This is a genomic window from Mesorhizobium sp. LCM 4576 (genome assembly GCF_001854815.1).
GTDB classification, from domain to species: domain Bacteria; phylum Pseudomonadota; class Alphaproteobacteria; order Rhizobiales; family Rhizobiaceae; genus Mesorhizobium; species Mesorhizobium plurifarium.
The window spans coordinates 121,440-136,808 of sequence record NZ_MDDT01000011.1; the positions used below are offsets into that span (position 1 = coordinate 121,440).

The window sequence follows — 15,369 nt, forward strand, 5'->3', positions numbered from 1 at the left end:
TGAAATGCGTAAGATGTCGGCGCTTCACGCGCAACGACCCCCTCTGGCCGTTTCGCGGCCATCTCCCCCTCAAGGGGGAAGATTGGCCCTCGTGCAACCGATCCTCTGGCCAAACCGTTTGTGCCGATGCGAGGAATGAGGGGTGCATAATTTGTCGAACATGCTCAATCGGCGGCGGTCGCTGTGGATCTGGGTCGCGCTTGGTGGTGCGGCGCTTGCCTTGATGCCCGCCGTCGCCTTCGCCGCCGAGAAGACCGGCATGTCTTCGGAGGGCATTTTCGTCGCTGAGCTGGTCCTGCTTCTGGTCATCGGCCGCGGCATCGGCGAGGTGCTGGAGACGCTCGGCCAGCCGGCGGTGATGGGGCAATTGATCGGCGGCATCCTGCTCGGACCTTCGCTGCTCGGCTGGGTCTGGCCGACGGCCGAGCGGCTGATCTTTGYCGACGACCCTTCGCAGAAATCGATGATCAACGCCATCGCCCAGCTCGGCGTCTTGATGCTRCTGTTGCTCACCGGCATGGAGACGGATCTGCGGCTCGTGCGCCGCGTCGGCCGCGCCTGCTTTTCCATCTCGGCCGCCGGYGTGGCCGTGCCCTTCGCGCTCGGCTTCGTCGCCGCCCAGTTCATGCCGGCCACGCTGCTTGCCGCCGGCAGCGAGCGCATCGTCGCCGGGCTGTTCCTCGGCACCGCGCTCTCCATCTCCTCGGTCAAGATCGTCGCCATGGTGGTGCGCGACATGAACTTCATGCGTCGCGATCTCGGTCAGGTCATCGTCTCCTCGGCCATCATCGAGGACACGATCGGCTGGGTGATCATCGCCATCACCATCGGCATCRCCACCAGGGGGCAGATCGAGCTCGGCAGCCTGGCCTTCACCATTGCCGGCGTCGCCCTCTTCATGGCGKTTTCCTTCACGCTCGGACGCCGCATCGTCTTTGACGCCATCCGCTGGACCAACGACACCTTCCGCTCCGAATATGYGGTGGTCACCGTCATCCTCGCCATCATGGGCGTGATGGCCTTGATCACCGACCTGATCGGCGTCCACACCGTGCTCGGCGCCTTCGTCGCCGGCATATTGGTGGGTGAATCGCCGATCCTGTCGCGCCACATCGAGGGGCAGTTGCGCGGCATCATCACCGCGCTTTTCATGCCGGTGTTCTTCGGCGTCGCCGGCCTGTCGGCCGACCTCACCGTGCTGGCCGACCCGCAGCTTGCACTGCTTACGGTTGCGCTGGTGGTGATCGCCTCGATCGGCAAGTTCGGCGGCGCCTTCATCGGCGCCGAGGTCGCCGGCATGAGCCGTGCCGAAGGCATTGCGGTGGGCTGCGGCATGAACGCGCGGGGTTCGACAGAGGTGATCGTCGCCTCGATCGGCCTGTCGATGGGCGTGCTGTCGCACAACCTCTTCACCATGATCGTCACCATGGCGGTCATCACCACCTTGGCCATGCCGCCGACACTGCGCTGGGCGCTGCGGCGGCTGCCGATCGGCGAGCGGGAAAAGAAGCGGCTGGAGCGTGAGGAGATCGACCAGCGCGGCTTCGTCGCCAATCTGGAGCGGCTGCTGGTGGTGGTCGACGAGGGTGTGGTCGGCCGCTTCGCCGCCTATCTCGCCGGCGTCATCGGCGCCGGCAAGCCGACGACGGTGCTGCATTCCAGTGGCGAGATCGATGCCGAGCCGACGGAAGGCCTGCATCTGGAAGAAATGGAGAAAGGCGCGGAGGACAGTCGCGAGGCGGCCAAGAAATCCGACGAAACGCCGGTGCGCGAAGCGCCGGTCACGCGCCGCCAGCACGAAGTGCTTTCGGCCGAGGCTGTCGCCAAGGAGGCGCGCAAGGGCTACGGCATGCTGCTCGTCGGCCTCGGCCGCGCGGTCACCTCCAAGGGCGCTTTCTCGCATCGGCTGAACGAGGTGACGGGCTCCTTCGACGGTCCGCTTTGTCTTGTCCTGAAGCCGGCGACGGCAGGCCRCCAGATTCCTCGGCTCGGCCCGGATTCAGGCAAGATACTGGTGCCGGTCAACGGCACGGGGATTGCCCGCCGCGGCGCCGAGCTGGCGCTCGCAATAGCCGCCGTCACCGGCGCGCCGGTCAAGATGCTCTATGTCGCGCGCACAGGCCGCGAGGAGCCGCGCGACACCGTCTCGCACCGTCGCCGGGAAGCGGTGCTGAAGGATATCGTTGCACTCGCCGACCGCTATGGCGTCGAGATCGAGACGGCGATCCGCTCGAGGGCCGCCGCCGCCGATGCCATTGCCCGCCAGGCCGGCCGCAACGTGGCGTTGATCGTCATGGGCGTGGCGCGGCGCCAGGGCGAGGAGCTGATCTTCGGCGAGACGACGACGGGCGTCCTGCGGCGCAGCCCATGCCCGGTGGTGCTGATTTCCGACGAGCGAGTGAAGCGCGACGAGAGCGACCGTGAGGCCGTGCGCACGGGGGCAGGGACTGGGTGAGGCGGTCGCTCAATCTCCCGCAAGCCTTGGTCCCTCGCCCGCTTCATAAGGGCGAGGAACCGATCTCACCTCACGCCATCTGCAGCTTCTGYCGGCTTGGCTGCGGCGGGAAGGCGATGGCGATGCCGGCAGCACCCAGCCCGATCAGCGCCGAGCCGATGARCAGCCAGTGATAGCTGGCGGTGGCGTCGTAGATCATGCCGCCGGCAAGCGGGCCGAGYGACATGCCGAGGCTGGAAAGCATCGTGGCCGCGCCAAGCACCGTGCCGATGATGCGCAAACCAAAATATTCGCGCGCCAGCACGGCATAGAGCGGCATCACGCCGCCATAGGTGGCGCCGAAGATGACGGCCAGAAGATAGAACTGCTCGAGCTGGCCGACGGTGAGGTAAGCGGCGATCACCAACCCTTGGATGGCGAGCCCGGCGACGAGCACCGGCTTGACGCCCAGCCGGTCGCCGAGCACGCCGTAGAGCACGCGACCGCCGAGGCCGGCCAGTCCCTCGACGCTGTAGATCGACACGGCCGCCATCGGCGCGACGCCGCAGGACATGGCATAGCTCACCATGTGGAAGATCGGGCCCGAATGCGCCGCGCAGCAGGCGAAGAAGGTGAGGCCCAGCACGATGAATTGCGGCGAGCGCAGCGCCTGGCCGACGCTCATGCCGGGATCGTTTGCGGCAGGCAAGGGCGTGCCGTCGCTTGCCGCGACCGCCGCCGGAGGCTGGCGCACCAGCAACACGGCGGGCAGCAAGAGCACCCATGCCATGACGCCGATGTCGAACATGGCGGTGCGCCAGTCATAGGCCGTGATCAGCCAGCGGGCGAAGGGCGAGATGGTCATCGGCGCCACACCCATGCCGGCCGAGACCARCGAGACGGCAAGGCTTCGGTTGGTGTCGAACCAGGCGGTGGTGAGCGCGATCATCGGCGCGAAGAAGGCGCTGGCCGCAAGGCCTACGATCACGCCGTAGCTGAGCTGGAAGACGATAAGCGAGGTTGCGCGGCTCGCCACCACCAGCGACAGGCCGAGCAGCACCGCGCCCGCAAGCACGACCGGCCGGGCGCCGACCCGGTCATAGATCGCGCCCCAGGCGAAGCCGCCGAGRYCCATGACGAGGAAGTTCAAGGTCATGGCGCTGGAAATGCCGGTGCGCGACCAGTTCGTGTCGAGCGACATCGGCTCCAGGAAGATCGCCAGCGAAAACATGGCGCCGAGCGCCACGCAGGTCATCAGCGCGCCGGCCGCGACGATGACCCAACGATAAGAATGGTTCATGGTTCTGCTCCCATGCCGTAAGGCATCCTGTTTGATGCGRCACGGTTTTTCCAGTCCACCGGGCCGCTTGCGTCCGAAGGACGCCGGGGCGGAAGCCGATCCTACAAATCCGGTTGCATTTTTTATCTAGTTTTTCGAAAGAGCGGATAGTTCGCTATCGCCCGCAAGGCCGAGCTCCTTYGCGCCCCCCTCTATCCCGCCGGCGTGTCAGCAGCCTATAGCACCCGCATTGACGCTGATCCCCTCCCATCTAAATTGAACCGCTGCAACGAGGAGAACGCTCTTATGGAACTCTATCGCGGCCGGCTCATCGACCACATCCAGCTTGTGGTTCGCGACCTTCAGGCCAGCCGGCGTTTCTACGGAGCGCTGTTCGAGGTGCTGGGCATCCCGATCGGCGGCGAGGCGCAGGATTATTTCTGGGCCGACGAATTGTTCGTCTCCAGCGTCRACAGCCGCGCCGCGCTCGGCGTGCTCACCGGCCGCCACCATCTCGCCTTCCAGGCGAAGGACCGCGCCATGGTCGATGCTTTCTACAAGGCCGGGCTTGCCGCCGGCGGCAAGGACAATGGCGCGCCGGGCGAGCGCCGCTACCATCCCGGCTACTACGCCTGCTTCCTGCTCGACCCCGACGGCAACAACATCGAGGCGGTGTTCCACGGCGAGGCCAAGCGAAGTGCCGCGGCGGTGGAGATCAGCTTCTAGCGAGCGGGCGGGCCGTTGATGTTCCAGCCCGCCAGCTCGAGGCCCTCGCGTATTCTCTCGCGGTCCTCGGATCGCTCCATGCGCGTTTCCTCGATGATTTGCGCGATGGTGAGGCCGGRCTCCAGGGCGCGTCCTTCACGCACGCACGCCAGCGCCTTCTCGGCGTCGCCGGCCAGGGCGTAGCACGTGGCYAGTCTCGCCCATTGCCACGCGCTCTTGCGGGGCAGGCATGAGAAGGACGCGGCCGCCTCGCGGTAGCGGCCGAGGATCAGCAGGGCTTCGCCCCGGTCGTGATAGTACCAGGTCGGATGCATCGGATTGAGCTGGATGGCCTTGTCGAGCAGGGCCAGCCCGGCCTCGCCGTCGCCACGCAGCGCCCGGAAGAAGCCGGTTTGGGCGAGCGTGTCCGCGTCGTAGGGATTGAGATCCAGCGCGCGGGCGAAGTGCTTCTCGGCGGCATCGTATTCGTCGCGGCCGCGATAGAGAAGCGTCAGCGCCAGCATGCGGTGGCAGCGCGCCTCGTCCGGGCTGAGCGCGATCGCATGCAGCGCCCGATCGCGCGCCTGGTCGAGCACGGCGCGCGGAGCATCGGCGTAGCCGCCGATAATCACCTCGGCGAGCGCCAGGTAAGCGTGCGCCAGCCCTGATTGCGGATCGAGCTCGATGGCCTTGAGGAAATGCGCGCGGGCCTCCTGGTTGACGCCGTCGCCAAAGCTGCGGAGCAGCTCCTTGCCGCGCAGGAAATGCAGATAGGCTTCGACATTGGCGGCGGGCGCCGGCACACCGCGCCGCATCACCGCGCTTTCGATGTTGGCGACCAGCGCCGTCACGATCCGCTGCGCCACCATCGTCTGGAAAGCGAAGATATCGCCCGTGGCGAAAGTGAAACTCTGCGACCAGACGCGCCGGCCGGATGCCGTCTCGGTCAGAACGACGCGCGCGCCGTATTCCGTCCCGGCGGTTTCGACGCAGCCTTCGGCGATATAGTCCGCGCCGAGCCGCTCCGCGGTTGCCCGGATGTCCTCGCGCGAATGCTCGGCCAGGGCGAAGGCCGAATGGCGCGCCAGCACTGCGACGGTCTTGAAGTATGAAAGCGCGTTGGTGATTTCCTCGACGGCGCCGTCGAACAATGCCCTGGCGGCGGCATCGGCGGGGTCCACATCAAACGGCAGCACCGCCACCGTCGGCTCTGCCCGCGCCGCGGCCGCCGCCGGTGGCTGTGCTGCCTCGGCCTCGGGAAGCTGGAAGAGATAGCCCCGGCGCGGCACCGTGCGGATCAGCGCCTGCGCCTCGTCGCCAATCGATTTGCGCGCGTCGCGGATCGATTGGGTGAGCGAATCCTCGGTGACGATGATTCCTGGCCAGACCGCCTGCAGCAATTCATCCTTGCTCAGCACCCGACCGGGATTGCGCACCAGGTAGGCCAGCAGCTCCAGGGTTTTCGGCCGGACCGGCACGATCTCGCCGTCACGCCGGAGCGTACCCCGGTCGAGATCGAGCACCGCGCCGCCGATCCGTAGCGCCAAGCTCTTGCCCCATTACCGCGCTTCATCGCGCACCGTCCATGGGAATGGCAAATGCCGGCAAGGTCAAGCTGGAAACAAGTTCAAACCTGAAAAGAGGCCGCGCAGGCGAAACCTTGGTCCGGGCGATTCGGTGGCGGCTTTCTCGCTGGACGCCACCCCTTCGAGGTAGGCCAGCATCTCGTTGCTCTCGCCGCAACAAGGGCCGGCAAAGCCGGTCGAAAGGAAACGAAGCATTTCCTCTCGTGCCAACTGGGCGGGCGGGAACGGTGCGTCAATCCTCTGATGCATGATTGCCCTCCATGCTTGGYGGCGGCAGCGGTGTGTCTCCTGCTCGTCGCCATTCCGCAAGCATCGCTGCGAAAGGTCCCTGCCGTCCTGAACGACTGCTGATTTTTTGCTGAATTGTTCCGGCTACCGCCGCCAGAATGGCTTGGCGAGTTCCTCACGCGCGGCGTCCATCGTCAGGCCCATGTCACCGATCAGATACGGCGTGTCGCGTGCCTTGAGCGCAAGGTCCCTGYGGAAAAAGGCGCGCTCGCGCCACACTGCGAAAAGACCAAACAGGCCGGGCCGGCGTGGCAGGAGGCTTTCTCCGGTCGGCGGTTCGCGGACATCGAGCCGCACGGCGCTGTAAAAATCGGAAATCGTGTTCAACGTCGGATTCATCATCGGCTCCTCGGGAACGAATGGCCCTCATCGAGGGCATGCGGGGAGCCTGAACCTCCGGTCTCGGCCGCACCATCGGCCGCATGCAGTGTCTTGGATCCTGCATTTGTAGTATTTTTGCTGCTGCGGGCGTTTGGTAATGTTCCCGTCCGCGGGCAGGGGATCGGGATGAACCACAACGCCATGTCCACACCGGCCATGCCTTCGCCTGGCCAGTCTTTGCCGGCCTTGTCCGAGCGCGAGCGCGCGGTGGCGGAAAAGTTCGCGGCGGGCCTGACTTATCGCGAGATCGGCGAGGCGCTGTTCATCGCCCCGTCGACCGTGCGCACGCATCTCGCCGCGATCTACGAAAAGCTTGGCGTGCGCAGCAAGATCGCACTCGCCATGCACATCAATGCCATCGCGGCCGCGCCGTCTGCGCCCGAAGCTTCGCCGGTGCTTGCGATATTTCCAATCGAGTGCCTGAACGCCGACGAACGCTGGCACCGCTTTGCCGACGGCCTGTCGTCGGATATCACCGTCGATCTTGCGCGCTACGCCGACATGCCGGTGATCGCCTTCCACACCATGAAATCGCTGGGCAGCAGGCCCGCCGATTTCGCCGCGGACGGCAAGGCATTGGGCGCCACCTATATCGTCTCGGGTCAGTTGCGGGCCGACGACCGCCGGATCCGGTTGACGATCGAACTTGCAGATGCAGGGACCGGTGTCAGCCTGTGGAGCGAGCGCTTCGACCGTCCGGCGGAGGACATCTTCGCTCTGCAGGACAGCCTGACCGAAAGCGTCATCAATGTGCTTGCGGGCTGTTTCGGCGCGATCGCCACGGTCGGCCGCAATGCGATCCGTCGCAAGCCGCCGGCCAGTCTGCGCGCCTATGACTTTTATTTGCTGGGCGTCGAGCAGCACAACACCTTCAGCCGCAGCGGCAACAGGGAAGCCATCGAGCTGTTTTCACGCGCGCTCGAGCATGACCCGACCCTGGTCAGGGCCTGGACCGAACTCGCCTACGCCTATTCGATCGAAGCGTGCAACGGCTACGGCGACGATCTGAACGCCTCGATCGCCAAATGGCGTTGGGCGGTCGAGAACGCTCTGCGGTTCGACCCGAGCGACAGCAGCGCGCACTCCTGCTTCGGCGATCTCATGGGCTGCCTCGGCGATCTGGAAGCGGCCGAAAGCGCCCACCGGCGAGCCTTCGAATGCGGCTCCAACCATGCCGACACGCTGGCGCTGCTTGCCGGCAGCAAGGCACTGGTCGCCGGCGATCCGGCTGAGGCGATCCCGCTCATYGAGCGGGCCATGCGCCTCAATCCGCTTGCTCCGCCCTGGTATTTCGGCATGCAGGGCCGCGTCCTGTTCGCGGCCGGCAGGCACCGGGAAGCCATTGCGGCGCTGCGGCGAAGCACACCGGATTCTCCTCACGTGCTGGTCTTTTTGATGCTCGCCCATGCGGTACTGGGCGAAGGGCCCGAGGCCGCGGCCATCGCGGCCAGATTGCGGGCCGAATTTCCCGGCTTCTCGATCGAGGGTTTTATCTCGGGCTATCCGGTCAGCAATCCCTGCGCCGCGCAGGCCATGCGCGAGGCGGCGAAACTGGTGCCGATCCGCTAACCGTCGGCGCTAATCCCCGTCCAGAAACGCCGCGATCAGCTTCAGCATATTGCCGTCATGCCCGAACTCTTTCGTGTCGAAGTCGCGGCTGCCCTGGCGCTGCGCCCTGGAGAGCTGGTCCAGATAGGCCGTCAGTTCCGCCCTGACCTTCTTGCAGCCGGGATCGTTTTCGACGGTGAGGCCGGTGCTGAAGGCGACGATCTTGTCCACCATGTCGACGATGCCGGCGCCATGCACCTTCTCATGCGCGATCAGCCCGGCGGCGAACCTGTCCCAGCGCGCCTGCAGGGCGGGCTCCAGCTTTCCGGCCGGCTTGGGCAGCGTGTAGGTGATGATCAGCTTCGGCCGCGCCGTCTTCAGCACGYAGGCGTTGCCTTGCGGCTGGTAGTCGCGCTGCCAGGTCAGCTTGAAGAAAGTATGCGCGATGACGCGCCGAGCGTTGCCGGCCGTGCCGATCAGCGGGCCTTTCTCGCCGATCGAGAGGTAGAGCTGCTCTGCCGTCTGGCCCGAGACGGCATAGGTGTCGATTTTTTCGACGGGCTTCCAGTCTGCGAGGGCTGGCGTGGACAGGAGCAGGGCGGCAAGGAGGAGGGCTGGCTTCATGGACGAGCCATAGCATTGGGCCTCGTTCGGAAGAAGCCGGCCCGCGGTTTATCGGAACCCGCTCCGCCCGCCGGTCGTTTCCCTGGGCAATCATCCCGACCCATGGGGAGGCCAAGATGACCCGCAACGAGATCATTTCCGTGCTTGGACCGGTCGACGAGGCTGTCATCGCCGACATCGCGCTCACCGGCGCCAGTATCGAGGAGCTGCGTGAGGCCTTCGCCTGGATTGGCGCCGACGAGGCGCTGGTCAATGAAGGTCACGCCATGCCCGGCGCCCGCGTGGCGAAACTGATCGAGATCCTCGAATCGCCCGAGGACGAGCCCGAGACACCCGGCGCGATGGAGTAGGGCAGCGACGCCCCCTAGGTGCTTCTCCCTACTTGTCGCCCGCACGCCTCCCGTCATAGCTTTTGCCGCTTGGGCGGGAGGAGAGGTCTTTGGACACCAATGTCGTCATCGTCGGTGCCGGCCCTGCCGGGCTCGCGGTCGCCGCTTGCCTGAAACAGGCGGGGCAGGATTTCGTCATCCTTGAAAAGGCCGATGAGGTTGCGCCGTCCTGGCGCCGGCATTACCGGCGGCTGCACCTGCACACGGTGAAGTCCTTCTCATCGCTGCCTTTCGTGCCGTTTCCGAAGAGTCACCCGCGCTATGTGCCACGCGAAAAAGTGATCGATTATCTCGACGCCTATGCCGGGCGTTTCGGGCTGAGGCCGCGCTTCGGCGTCACCGTGAAATCCGTCCACCGCGAGGACGGAAAGCTCGTGGTCGAGACCGATGCCGGCCCTTTCAATGCCCGCAAGGTGGTCGTCGCCACGGGCAACAATGCCGAGCCCATCACACCGGCCTTTCCGGGCATCGAGGTCTTCAGGGGCAAGGTGCTGCACAGCGCTGCCTACACCGAGGCCGCGCCCTATGTCGGCAAGGACGTGCTGGTTGTTGGCATGGGCAACACGGGCGCGGAGATCGCGCTCGATCTGGCCGAAAGCGGCGCCCATCCGACCATCTCGGTGCGCAAGGGCGTCCACATCGTGCCGCGCCAGTTGTTCGGCGTGCCGATCCAGATGGTGGGTATCGCCAGCCGGCCGATGCCGCAGGCGCTGAACGACTGGATGTTTCCCAAGATCCTCGACCTGGCGCTGGGCCGGCTGGAGAAATACGGCATTGTGCGGCCGAAGCAGGGCATCCTCCAAGGGATCGATGCCGGCCGCATCCCGGTGATCGATGTCGGCACGGTGGCGGCGATCAAGCAGGGTCGGATCGGCATAGCCCCGGATATTGCAAGCTTCACCCGAGACGGCGTGACATTCGTCGATGGCGTGGAGAAGAAGTTCGACGCGGCGATTTTCGCCACCGGCTATCGTCCGGGCTACGGCGCCTTCCTGCCGGCGGAGCTTAGCCCGGGCAAGAGCGGCGTGAACGCGCGAGCCTCGGAGCTCGGCATCTATCTCGTCGGCTTCTACAACCCGGTCACCGGCCTGTTGCGCGAGATCGGCATCGAGGCGCAGGCGGTGGCGAAGGATATTTCGGGGCGATGAGGACGAGACGTTGAAGCTGCTGATCTCCCCCCCTTGCGGGGGAGATGGCCGGCAGGCCAGAGGGAGGTGCCTCGCGCCGACTTTGGGTGGTGCCCCGCCACGACCTTCGCTCGTTTTGAGCTGCGAATGCGTGAATCGGGTGGCGCATTGCACCACCTCATGCGAAGCCATTGCTGCCAATGAGGGATCGGCCATGCTCACGCTCTACGATTATCTCCCGTCGCAAAACGCCTGGAAGATTCGCGTCCTGCTCGGCCTGCTCGGCATCGCCTACGAAACCCGTATCGTCTCGATCTTCGAGGGCGAGAGCCGAACTGAAGCCTTCCTCAAGCTGAACCCGGYAGGCGCCGTTCCGGTGCTCGCCGTGGAGAACGGGCAGGCGATCGCCGAATCCAACGCGATCCTCGTGCTCGTTGCGGAGGGCACGTCCTATCTGCCGGCAGACCGGCTTGCCCGGGCCAAGGTCATGCAGTGGCTGTTCTTCGAGCAGTATTATGTCGAGCCGGTCATCGGCTCGCTGCGCTTCTGGACCCTGACCGGCCGGCTGGAGCGCAACCAGGCGCTGGTTGCCGGCAAGCGCGAGGCGGGTGTGYGGGCGCTTAGCGCGCTGGAGCGCAGCCTGGCTGACATGCCGTTCCTGGTCGGCGATGTGCTCACCATCGCCGACATAGCTGTCTATGCCTACGCTCACCGCGCAGAAGATTGCGGTTTTGAGCTTGCCGATTATCCGGCGGTCAGTGCCTGGATGGAGCGCGTCAGCGAGGCGATCGGGCCGGGCTATCCGGTGCATCCTTACAGCATCGACCCCCATTCGCACGCATGAGCCGCCGGAACACAGCGGCGGACAGGGCGTTTTCCAGACGGCAGCGTGTCAGGCGCCGCCGATCGGCGCCCGCTTGTTTTCGCGTTGCGTTCCAATCAGAGCCATGGAGATCCGCAATGGTTCGCACCGTCACCGTCGCAATCCTCGCCACTGGCATGATGAGCATGCCCGCCGTGGCGGCCGAGCAATACTGGGTCGCCCGGGACGCGGTATCGAAGCAGTGCGAGATCGTGCCCAAGAAGCCCGACGGCACGCTTGTCGTCGACCTTGGGAAGAAGAAATACGCCAGCGAGGGAGAGGCCAGGAAAGCGATGGAGGCGATGGCGGATTGCAAGAAGAAGTAGGCGCTGGATAACGCCTACCGGTCCACCAACGACATCGTCCGTTCGTTATACCTTGGCCCCGATACCTTGTCGGGCGTCAGCGCCATGTCGAGCCCCAGCATCTCGGTGGCGTCGAGCGTGATGTCGGCCGCCGAGACATTCTCTTCCAGATAGGTTCGGCGTTTGGTGCCGGGGATCGGCACGATGTCAATGCCGAAATCCAGGCCCTTTGCGAGCAGCCAGGCGATCGCAATCTGGCCGGGCTTGACGCCCTTGGCGTCTGCGATGTCGCGCACCGTGGCCGCCGCCGCGACATTCAGGTCGAAATTCTCGCCTTGGTAGCGCGGGTCGCCGCGCCGGAAATCGCCCTCCGGATAGTCTTCCGCGCGCTTGAYGTCGCCGGCAAGGAAGCCGCGGCCGAGCGGCGCGAACGGCACCAGACCGATGCCAAGCTCCTTCAGCGCCGGGATGATCTCGGGCTCGAGATTGCGCTCCCACAGCGAGTATTCGCTCTGCAGCGCCGAAACCGGATGCACGGCATGCGCGCGGCGGATGTTGGCAATGCCCGCTTCCGATAGGCCGAAGAAGCGCACCTTGCCCTTAGCCACCAGTTCGCCGACCGTGCCCGCGACGTCTTCCATCGGCACGGCGGGATCGACGCGGTGCTGATAGAGGAGATCGATGCGGTCGGTGTCGAGCCGCAAGAGCGAAGCGTCGACCACCTCGCGTATATGCTCGGGGCGGCTGTCGGTGCCGGACTGCTTGCCGTCGACGATGCGGAAGCCGAATTTCGTCGCGATCGTCACCTGGTCGCGCCGGCCCTTCAGCGCGCGCCCAAGCAGCTCCTCGTTGTGGAAAGGCCCGTAGACCTCGGCCGTGTCCAGAAAAGTGCAGCCGAGTTCGATCGACCGGTGCAGGGTCGCGATCGACTCCGCTTCATCGGCCGGCCCATAGGCCTGGCTCATGCCCATGCAGCCGAGACCGATAGTCGAGACTTCGAGCCCCTGGCTGCCGAGTTTGTGTCTGCCGAGGCTCATCAATTCTCTCCAGCCGAATTTTCAATCCGGCTAAATTATAGGGCCGGGAGAGGAGGCGTCCAGCGCTGGCCCTATTGACGGCGCAATCGTCGTCATCCTTGCGCGGCGATCCACGTGGTGATGGACCAATGCGGCACGACGGGCTTGTCCTGATATTGCTCTGGCGCGAGTTGGTTGCCGGCCTGCGCGCGATGCGGCGCCGCGATCTTGCCTGGATTGCGCTCGGCGGCGGTGGGCTTCTGGCCTATGCGATCGCCGATATCGTCATCGCCTTGCATGCCGCGGCGCCGAAACTGCGGGACGACCAGCTTCTGTGGATGCTTGGACTGCCAATCACTTTCGCCGCGCTGGGATGCCTGGCCGGCAATGCAATGTCGCGGCTTTGCCTTTCTCGCGCCTTCGCTCCCTTCCTCAAGGCGCTGCCGCTCGCTTCCGCGGAGCGCCGTCGCATGGCCGGGGTGGGAACCTTCGCGCTCGGCCTCCCGTTCACGCTGATGATCGCCATGTCGGCCGGCTTTGCCTGCGCCGTCGTTGGAAAGCCGTTGGCGCAGGCCTGGGGCTTGGGCGCGGCGATCCTGTTTGCCTTGGGCTTCGGCACGGCAGCTCTTTGGCGCCTGCGGCGGCCACGCCTTGTTTTTGATGAGGCGGCAAGCCAGGTGACACCGGTCGGACGGTCCTGGCTGCGCCGCCTCGACCGCGCACGTCCAAGCTGGCTTTCCAGCTGGGCCTGGAAACTGCCAGCCGGCCATATGCGGCCGTCTTGGAAGCTGGCTGCCGCCGGCCTGCTGCTCGCGCTCGCGGCCATCGTCGGCGCATGGGCCAGCTTGGCCGGCCGCTCGGCCGGGCCGGCGGCGGTTGCTGGCCTGGCGGGGGGCATTCTTGTTTTCATGCTCAGCCTGCGCTGCCAGCCGCTCGGCTCGCCGGTGCTGCGCACGGCGCCCATCGGCTTTACCCATGTGTGGCTGCGGCTGGTGCGGCTGCCGCTGCAACTGTCGCTCGCCTTTTTCCTGCTGCCGGCCGGCGCGGCGCTCGCGGCCGAGCCGTCGGCGTGGTCCGTGCCGGTCGCCAGCGGCCTTTGGCTGCTGGTGCTGAACGGCGCCTATGCGGTGTTCGGCGCCTATTTCCTCAACGCGCCCTTCGTCGCCATGCTGAGCTTCGCCGGCGCGCTCGCTTATGCCAGCTACGAGACGCTCGAATATGGCCGCACCGTGCTGATCGGTCTGGCGGCGCTGGTGTTCTTCCTGTGGCATCGAACCCGACAGAGGTATCGCAATGGCTGAAGTCCTCACCGTCGAAGAGCTCAGCGCCGGCTATCGCGGGCACATTGTGGTTCGCGGCATCGATCTTTCGCTCCGCCGGGGCGACATCCTCGGCCTGCTCGGCGCCAACGGCTCGGGCAAGTCGACGCTCATCAGGGCGGTCACCGGCCAGATTCCGTTGATCGGCGGCAGCGTGGCGATAGACGGCATCGAGCTTGCCGCCGCGCCGGAACGCGCCAAGGCCGGCTTCGGCCTCGCCATCGAGCCGCATGAGCTGCCGGCGACGCTTTCGGGACGCCAGTATATCGAGCTCGTCGCCTCGATCCGCGGCTGCGCGCCAAACGATTTGCCGAGCGGCGACCTCCTGGAGCGACTCGAACTCGGCCGCTGGATGGATCGCCCGATCGCCGAACATTCGCTTGGCACGCGGGCCAAGATCGCCATCGTCGCGGCGCTTCTCGGCCGGCCGCCGCTTCTGATCTTCGACGAGACGCTGAACGGCCTCGACCCGGTCGCCGCCTGGGAGGTGAAGCGCGTCATCGCCGCGCTCTGCGCGAGCGGCCGTCACGCCGCGATCGTCTCGACCCATGTCGTGGAGGCTGTGCCGGCGCTCTGCAACCGCGCGGTGCTGATGGCCGATGGCAGCCTGAGCCAAAGCTGGGATGCGGTCCAACTGGCCGAAGCGGGCAGGGTGCCAGGCGCTTTCGAGGACAGCGTCATGCAGGCRCTGCGCATGCGGGCCGCCGCCTGATGTCGGCCTAAGCCMTTGGCAGCATGTGGCGCATGATCAGCGAAGCGTGACCGCCAACGCCATGCGCGGCTTCCCGGCGTTCAACCACCTCGAAGCCATGCTTGCGGTAGAAGGCGATCGCGCGGTCGTTACCCTCGATCACCTCCAGCGCAATGCTGGGAATACCCGCATGCGCGGCAAGCACCGCATGCAGAAGATCGACCGCGAGGCCGCTGCCGAAGGCCTGCGGCTCGATGTGGAGCCTCTCCAGCATGACGTCGCCCTTTGCGTCCATCGCCGCCATGGCGTAGCCGGCGATCGAGCCGTCGGCGCGTTCCGCGACGAAGGACATCTTGTCCTCGTCGTCGAGCTCGCCCGCGAGCCTTTCCGGCGCGTGCCTTTCGTCGGAGAGCCTGGCCACGGTCTCGTCGCCCATGATCGGCGCATAGGTTCGCCGCCAGGATTGGCCGAGCAGCCGCGATACGTCGGCCAGGTCGTTCCTCGTCATCGCCCGGACGCGGGTCATGGTCGTGGTCCTTGTTCCAATCCGAAGATAGGGCGAAGCGCGGGGCGGGGCCAACCCCCATGCGCGGGGAGGCGCGGATCTCCGTCGGCGTCCGTGCCGTGCGTTCGAGCGGATATCACGAGCGGCTGAAACGATCCGAACCAACCCGGGCGCGAGGCGGGGCGGCGGCGAAGTACAGGCCCTGCGAGCCGCCGCTCGATAGCCCGCTGCCGATAGAGACGGCAGCGGGCCATTGGTGCGACGGGAGTGTGCTGTCCCGCCGAGCAGGAGACACTGCTCAAGGCGATCT

General features: G+C 66.0%; 15 protein-coding genes. 9 read left to right on the forward strand and 6 right to left on the reverse strand.

What is annotated here, in order from left to right; translation table 11 throughout:
- Positions 1 to 223: 223 nt before the first annotated feature.
- Positions 224 to 2,455, forward strand: a complete 2,232-nt coding sequence (locus tag LCM4576_RS05480) for a cation:proton antiporter (RefSeq protein WP_244510665.1) — start codon at positions 224 to 226, stop codon at positions 2,453 to 2,455.
- Between the two features lie 70 nt (positions 2,456 to 2,525).
- Here LCM4576_RS05480 and LCM4576_RS05485 read toward each other — a convergent pair whose 3' ends face one another.
- Complete coding sequence (locus LCM4576_RS05485; protein ID WP_071030894.1) at positions 2,526 to 3,734, reverse strand: MFS transporter; 1,209 nt, start codon at positions 3,732 to 3,734, stop codon at positions 2,526 to 2,528.
- Between the two features lie 285 nt (positions 3,735 to 4,019).
- Here LCM4576_RS05485 and LCM4576_RS05490 point away from each other — a divergent pair, with 285 nt between their 5' ends.
- A complete protein-coding gene (locus LCM4576_RS05490; protein ID WP_071030895.1) occupies positions 4,020 to 4,439 on the forward strand; it encodes a VOC family protein in 420 nt (139 codons plus the stop codon).
- Here LCM4576_RS05490 and LCM4576_RS05495 read toward each other — a convergent pair.
- Both LCM4576_RS05495 and LCM4576_RS05500 read right to left on the reverse strand, forming a co-directional pair.
- A complete protein-coding gene (locus LCM4576_RS05495) occupies positions 4,436 to 5,965 on the reverse strand; it encodes a winged helix-turn-helix domain-containing tetratricopeptide repeat protein (RefSeq protein WP_071030896.1) in 1,530 nt (509 codons plus the stop codon). The genes LCM4576_RS05490 and LCM4576_RS05495 overlap by 4 nt on opposite strands.
- Positions 5,966 to 6,028: 63 nt before the next feature.
- Entirely contained in the window at positions 6,029 to 6,253 is a 225-nt protein-coding gene (locus LCM4576_RS05500; protein WP_071030897.1) for a hypothetical protein, read from the reverse strand.
- A gap of 114 nt (positions 6,254 to 6,367) precedes the next feature.
- On the opposite strand from LCM4576_RS05500, the gene LCM4576_RS05510 reads away from it, so the two are divergent.
- Positions 6,368 to 8,242: a LuxR C-terminal-related transcriptional regulator gene (locus tag LCM4576_RS05510; RefSeq protein WP_244510647.1), complete on the forward strand. Its 1,875-nt coding sequence runs from the start codon at positions 6,368 to 6,370 to the stop codon at positions 8,240 to 8,242.
- Between the two features lie 9 nt (positions 8,243 to 8,251).
- Here LCM4576_RS05510 and LCM4576_RS05515 read toward each other — a convergent pair whose 3' ends face one another.
- On the reverse strand, positions 8,252 to 8,845 hold the full coding sequence (locus LCM4576_RS05515; RefSeq protein ID WP_071030899.1) for a DUF922 domain-containing Zn-dependent protease: 594 nt from the start codon (positions 8,843 to 8,845) through the stop codon (positions 8,252 to 8,254).
- Positions 8,846 to 8,961: 116 nt separating this feature from the next.
- Here LCM4576_RS05515 and LCM4576_RS05520 point away from each other — a divergent pair, with 116 nt between their 5' ends.
- The 4 genes from LCM4576_RS05520 to LCM4576_RS05535 all read left to right on the forward strand — a co-directional run bounded on the left by LCM4576_RS05520 (position 8,962) and on the right by LCM4576_RS05535 (position 11,549).
- Positions 8,962 to 9,195: a hypothetical protein gene (locus LCM4576_RS05520; protein WP_071030900.1), complete on the forward strand. Its 234-nt coding sequence runs from the start codon at positions 8,962 to 8,964 to the stop codon at positions 9,193 to 9,195.
- Between the two features lie 89 nt (positions 9,196 to 9,284).
- Positions 9,285 to 10,382 carry an NAD(P)/FAD-dependent oxidoreductase gene (locus LCM4576_RS05525; RefSeq protein ID WP_071030901.1) on the forward strand — a complete coding sequence of 366 codons (1,098 nt, stop codon included), beginning with the start codon at positions 9,285 to 9,287 and terminating at the stop codon, positions 10,380 to 10,382.
- A 193-nt stretch (positions 10,383 to 10,575) separates the two neighbouring features.
- On the forward strand, positions 10,576 to 11,205 hold the full coding sequence (locus tag LCM4576_RS05530) for a glutathione S-transferase family protein (protein ID WP_071030902.1): 630 nt from the start codon (positions 10,576 to 10,578) through the stop codon (positions 11,203 to 11,205).
- 116 nt (positions 11,206 to 11,321) lie between these two features.
- Positions 11,322 to 11,549, forward strand: a complete 228-nt coding sequence (locus LCM4576_RS05535; RefSeq protein ID WP_071030903.1) for a hypothetical protein — start codon at positions 11,322 to 11,324, stop codon at positions 11,547 to 11,549.
- 14 nt (positions 11,550 to 11,563) lie between these two features.
- Here LCM4576_RS05535 and LCM4576_RS05540 read toward each other — a convergent pair whose 3' ends face one another.
- Complete coding sequence (locus LCM4576_RS05540) at positions 11,564 to 12,565, reverse strand: aldo/keto reductase (protein WP_071030904.1); 1,002 nt, start codon at positions 12,563 to 12,565, stop codon at positions 11,564 to 11,566.
- 128 nt (positions 12,566 to 12,693) lie between these two features.
- Between LCM4576_RS05540 and LCM4576_RS05545 the strand changes: the two genes are divergently transcribed.
- Together LCM4576_RS05545 and LCM4576_RS05550 are read left to right on the forward strand one after the other, a co-directional pair.
- Positions 12,694 to 13,845 (forward strand): hypothetical protein, encoded by a 1,152-nt coding sequence (locus tag LCM4576_RS05545; protein ID WP_071030905.1) that lies wholly within the window; start codon positions 12,694 to 12,696, stop codon positions 13,843 to 13,845.
- The gene (locus LCM4576_RS05550; RefSeq protein WP_071030906.1) at positions 13,838 to 14,575 is read left to right on the forward strand and encodes an ABC transporter ATP-binding protein; all 738 of its coding nucleotides are present in this window, start codon (positions 13,838 to 13,840) and stop codon (positions 14,573 to 14,575) included. Before LCM4576_RS05545 ends, LCM4576_RS05550 begins: the two co-directional genes overlap by 8 nt.
- 7 nt (positions 14,576 to 14,582) lie before the next feature.
- Here the strand turns inward: LCM4576_RS05550 and LCM4576_RS05555 are convergent, their stop codons facing one another.
- Complete coding sequence (locus LCM4576_RS05555) at positions 14,583 to 15,080, reverse strand: N-acetyltransferase (RefSeq protein ID WP_071030907.1); 498 nt, start codon at positions 15,078 to 15,080, stop codon at positions 14,583 to 14,585.
- Positions 15,081 to 15,369: the final 289 nt, after the last annotated feature.

Excerpts from the sequence above, each read along its gene's own strand:
- LCM4576_RS05535 (WP_071030903.1), top strand. The coding sequence starts at position 11,322 with ATGGTTCGCACCGTCACCGTCGCAATCCTCGCCACTGGCATGATGAGC.
- LCM4576_RS05545 (WP_071030905.1), top strand. The coding sequence starts at position 12,694 with ATGCGGCACGACGGGCTTGTCCTGATATTGCTCTGGCGCGAGTTGGTT.
- LCM4576_RS05500 (WP_071030897.1), bottom strand. The coding sequence starts at position 6,253 with ATGCATCAGAGGATTGACGCACCGTTCCCGCCCGCCCAGTTGGCACGA.
- LCM4576_RS05520 (WP_071030900.1), top strand. The coding sequence starts at position 8,962 with ATGACCCGCAACGAGATCATTTCCGTGCTTGGACCGGTCGACGAGGCT.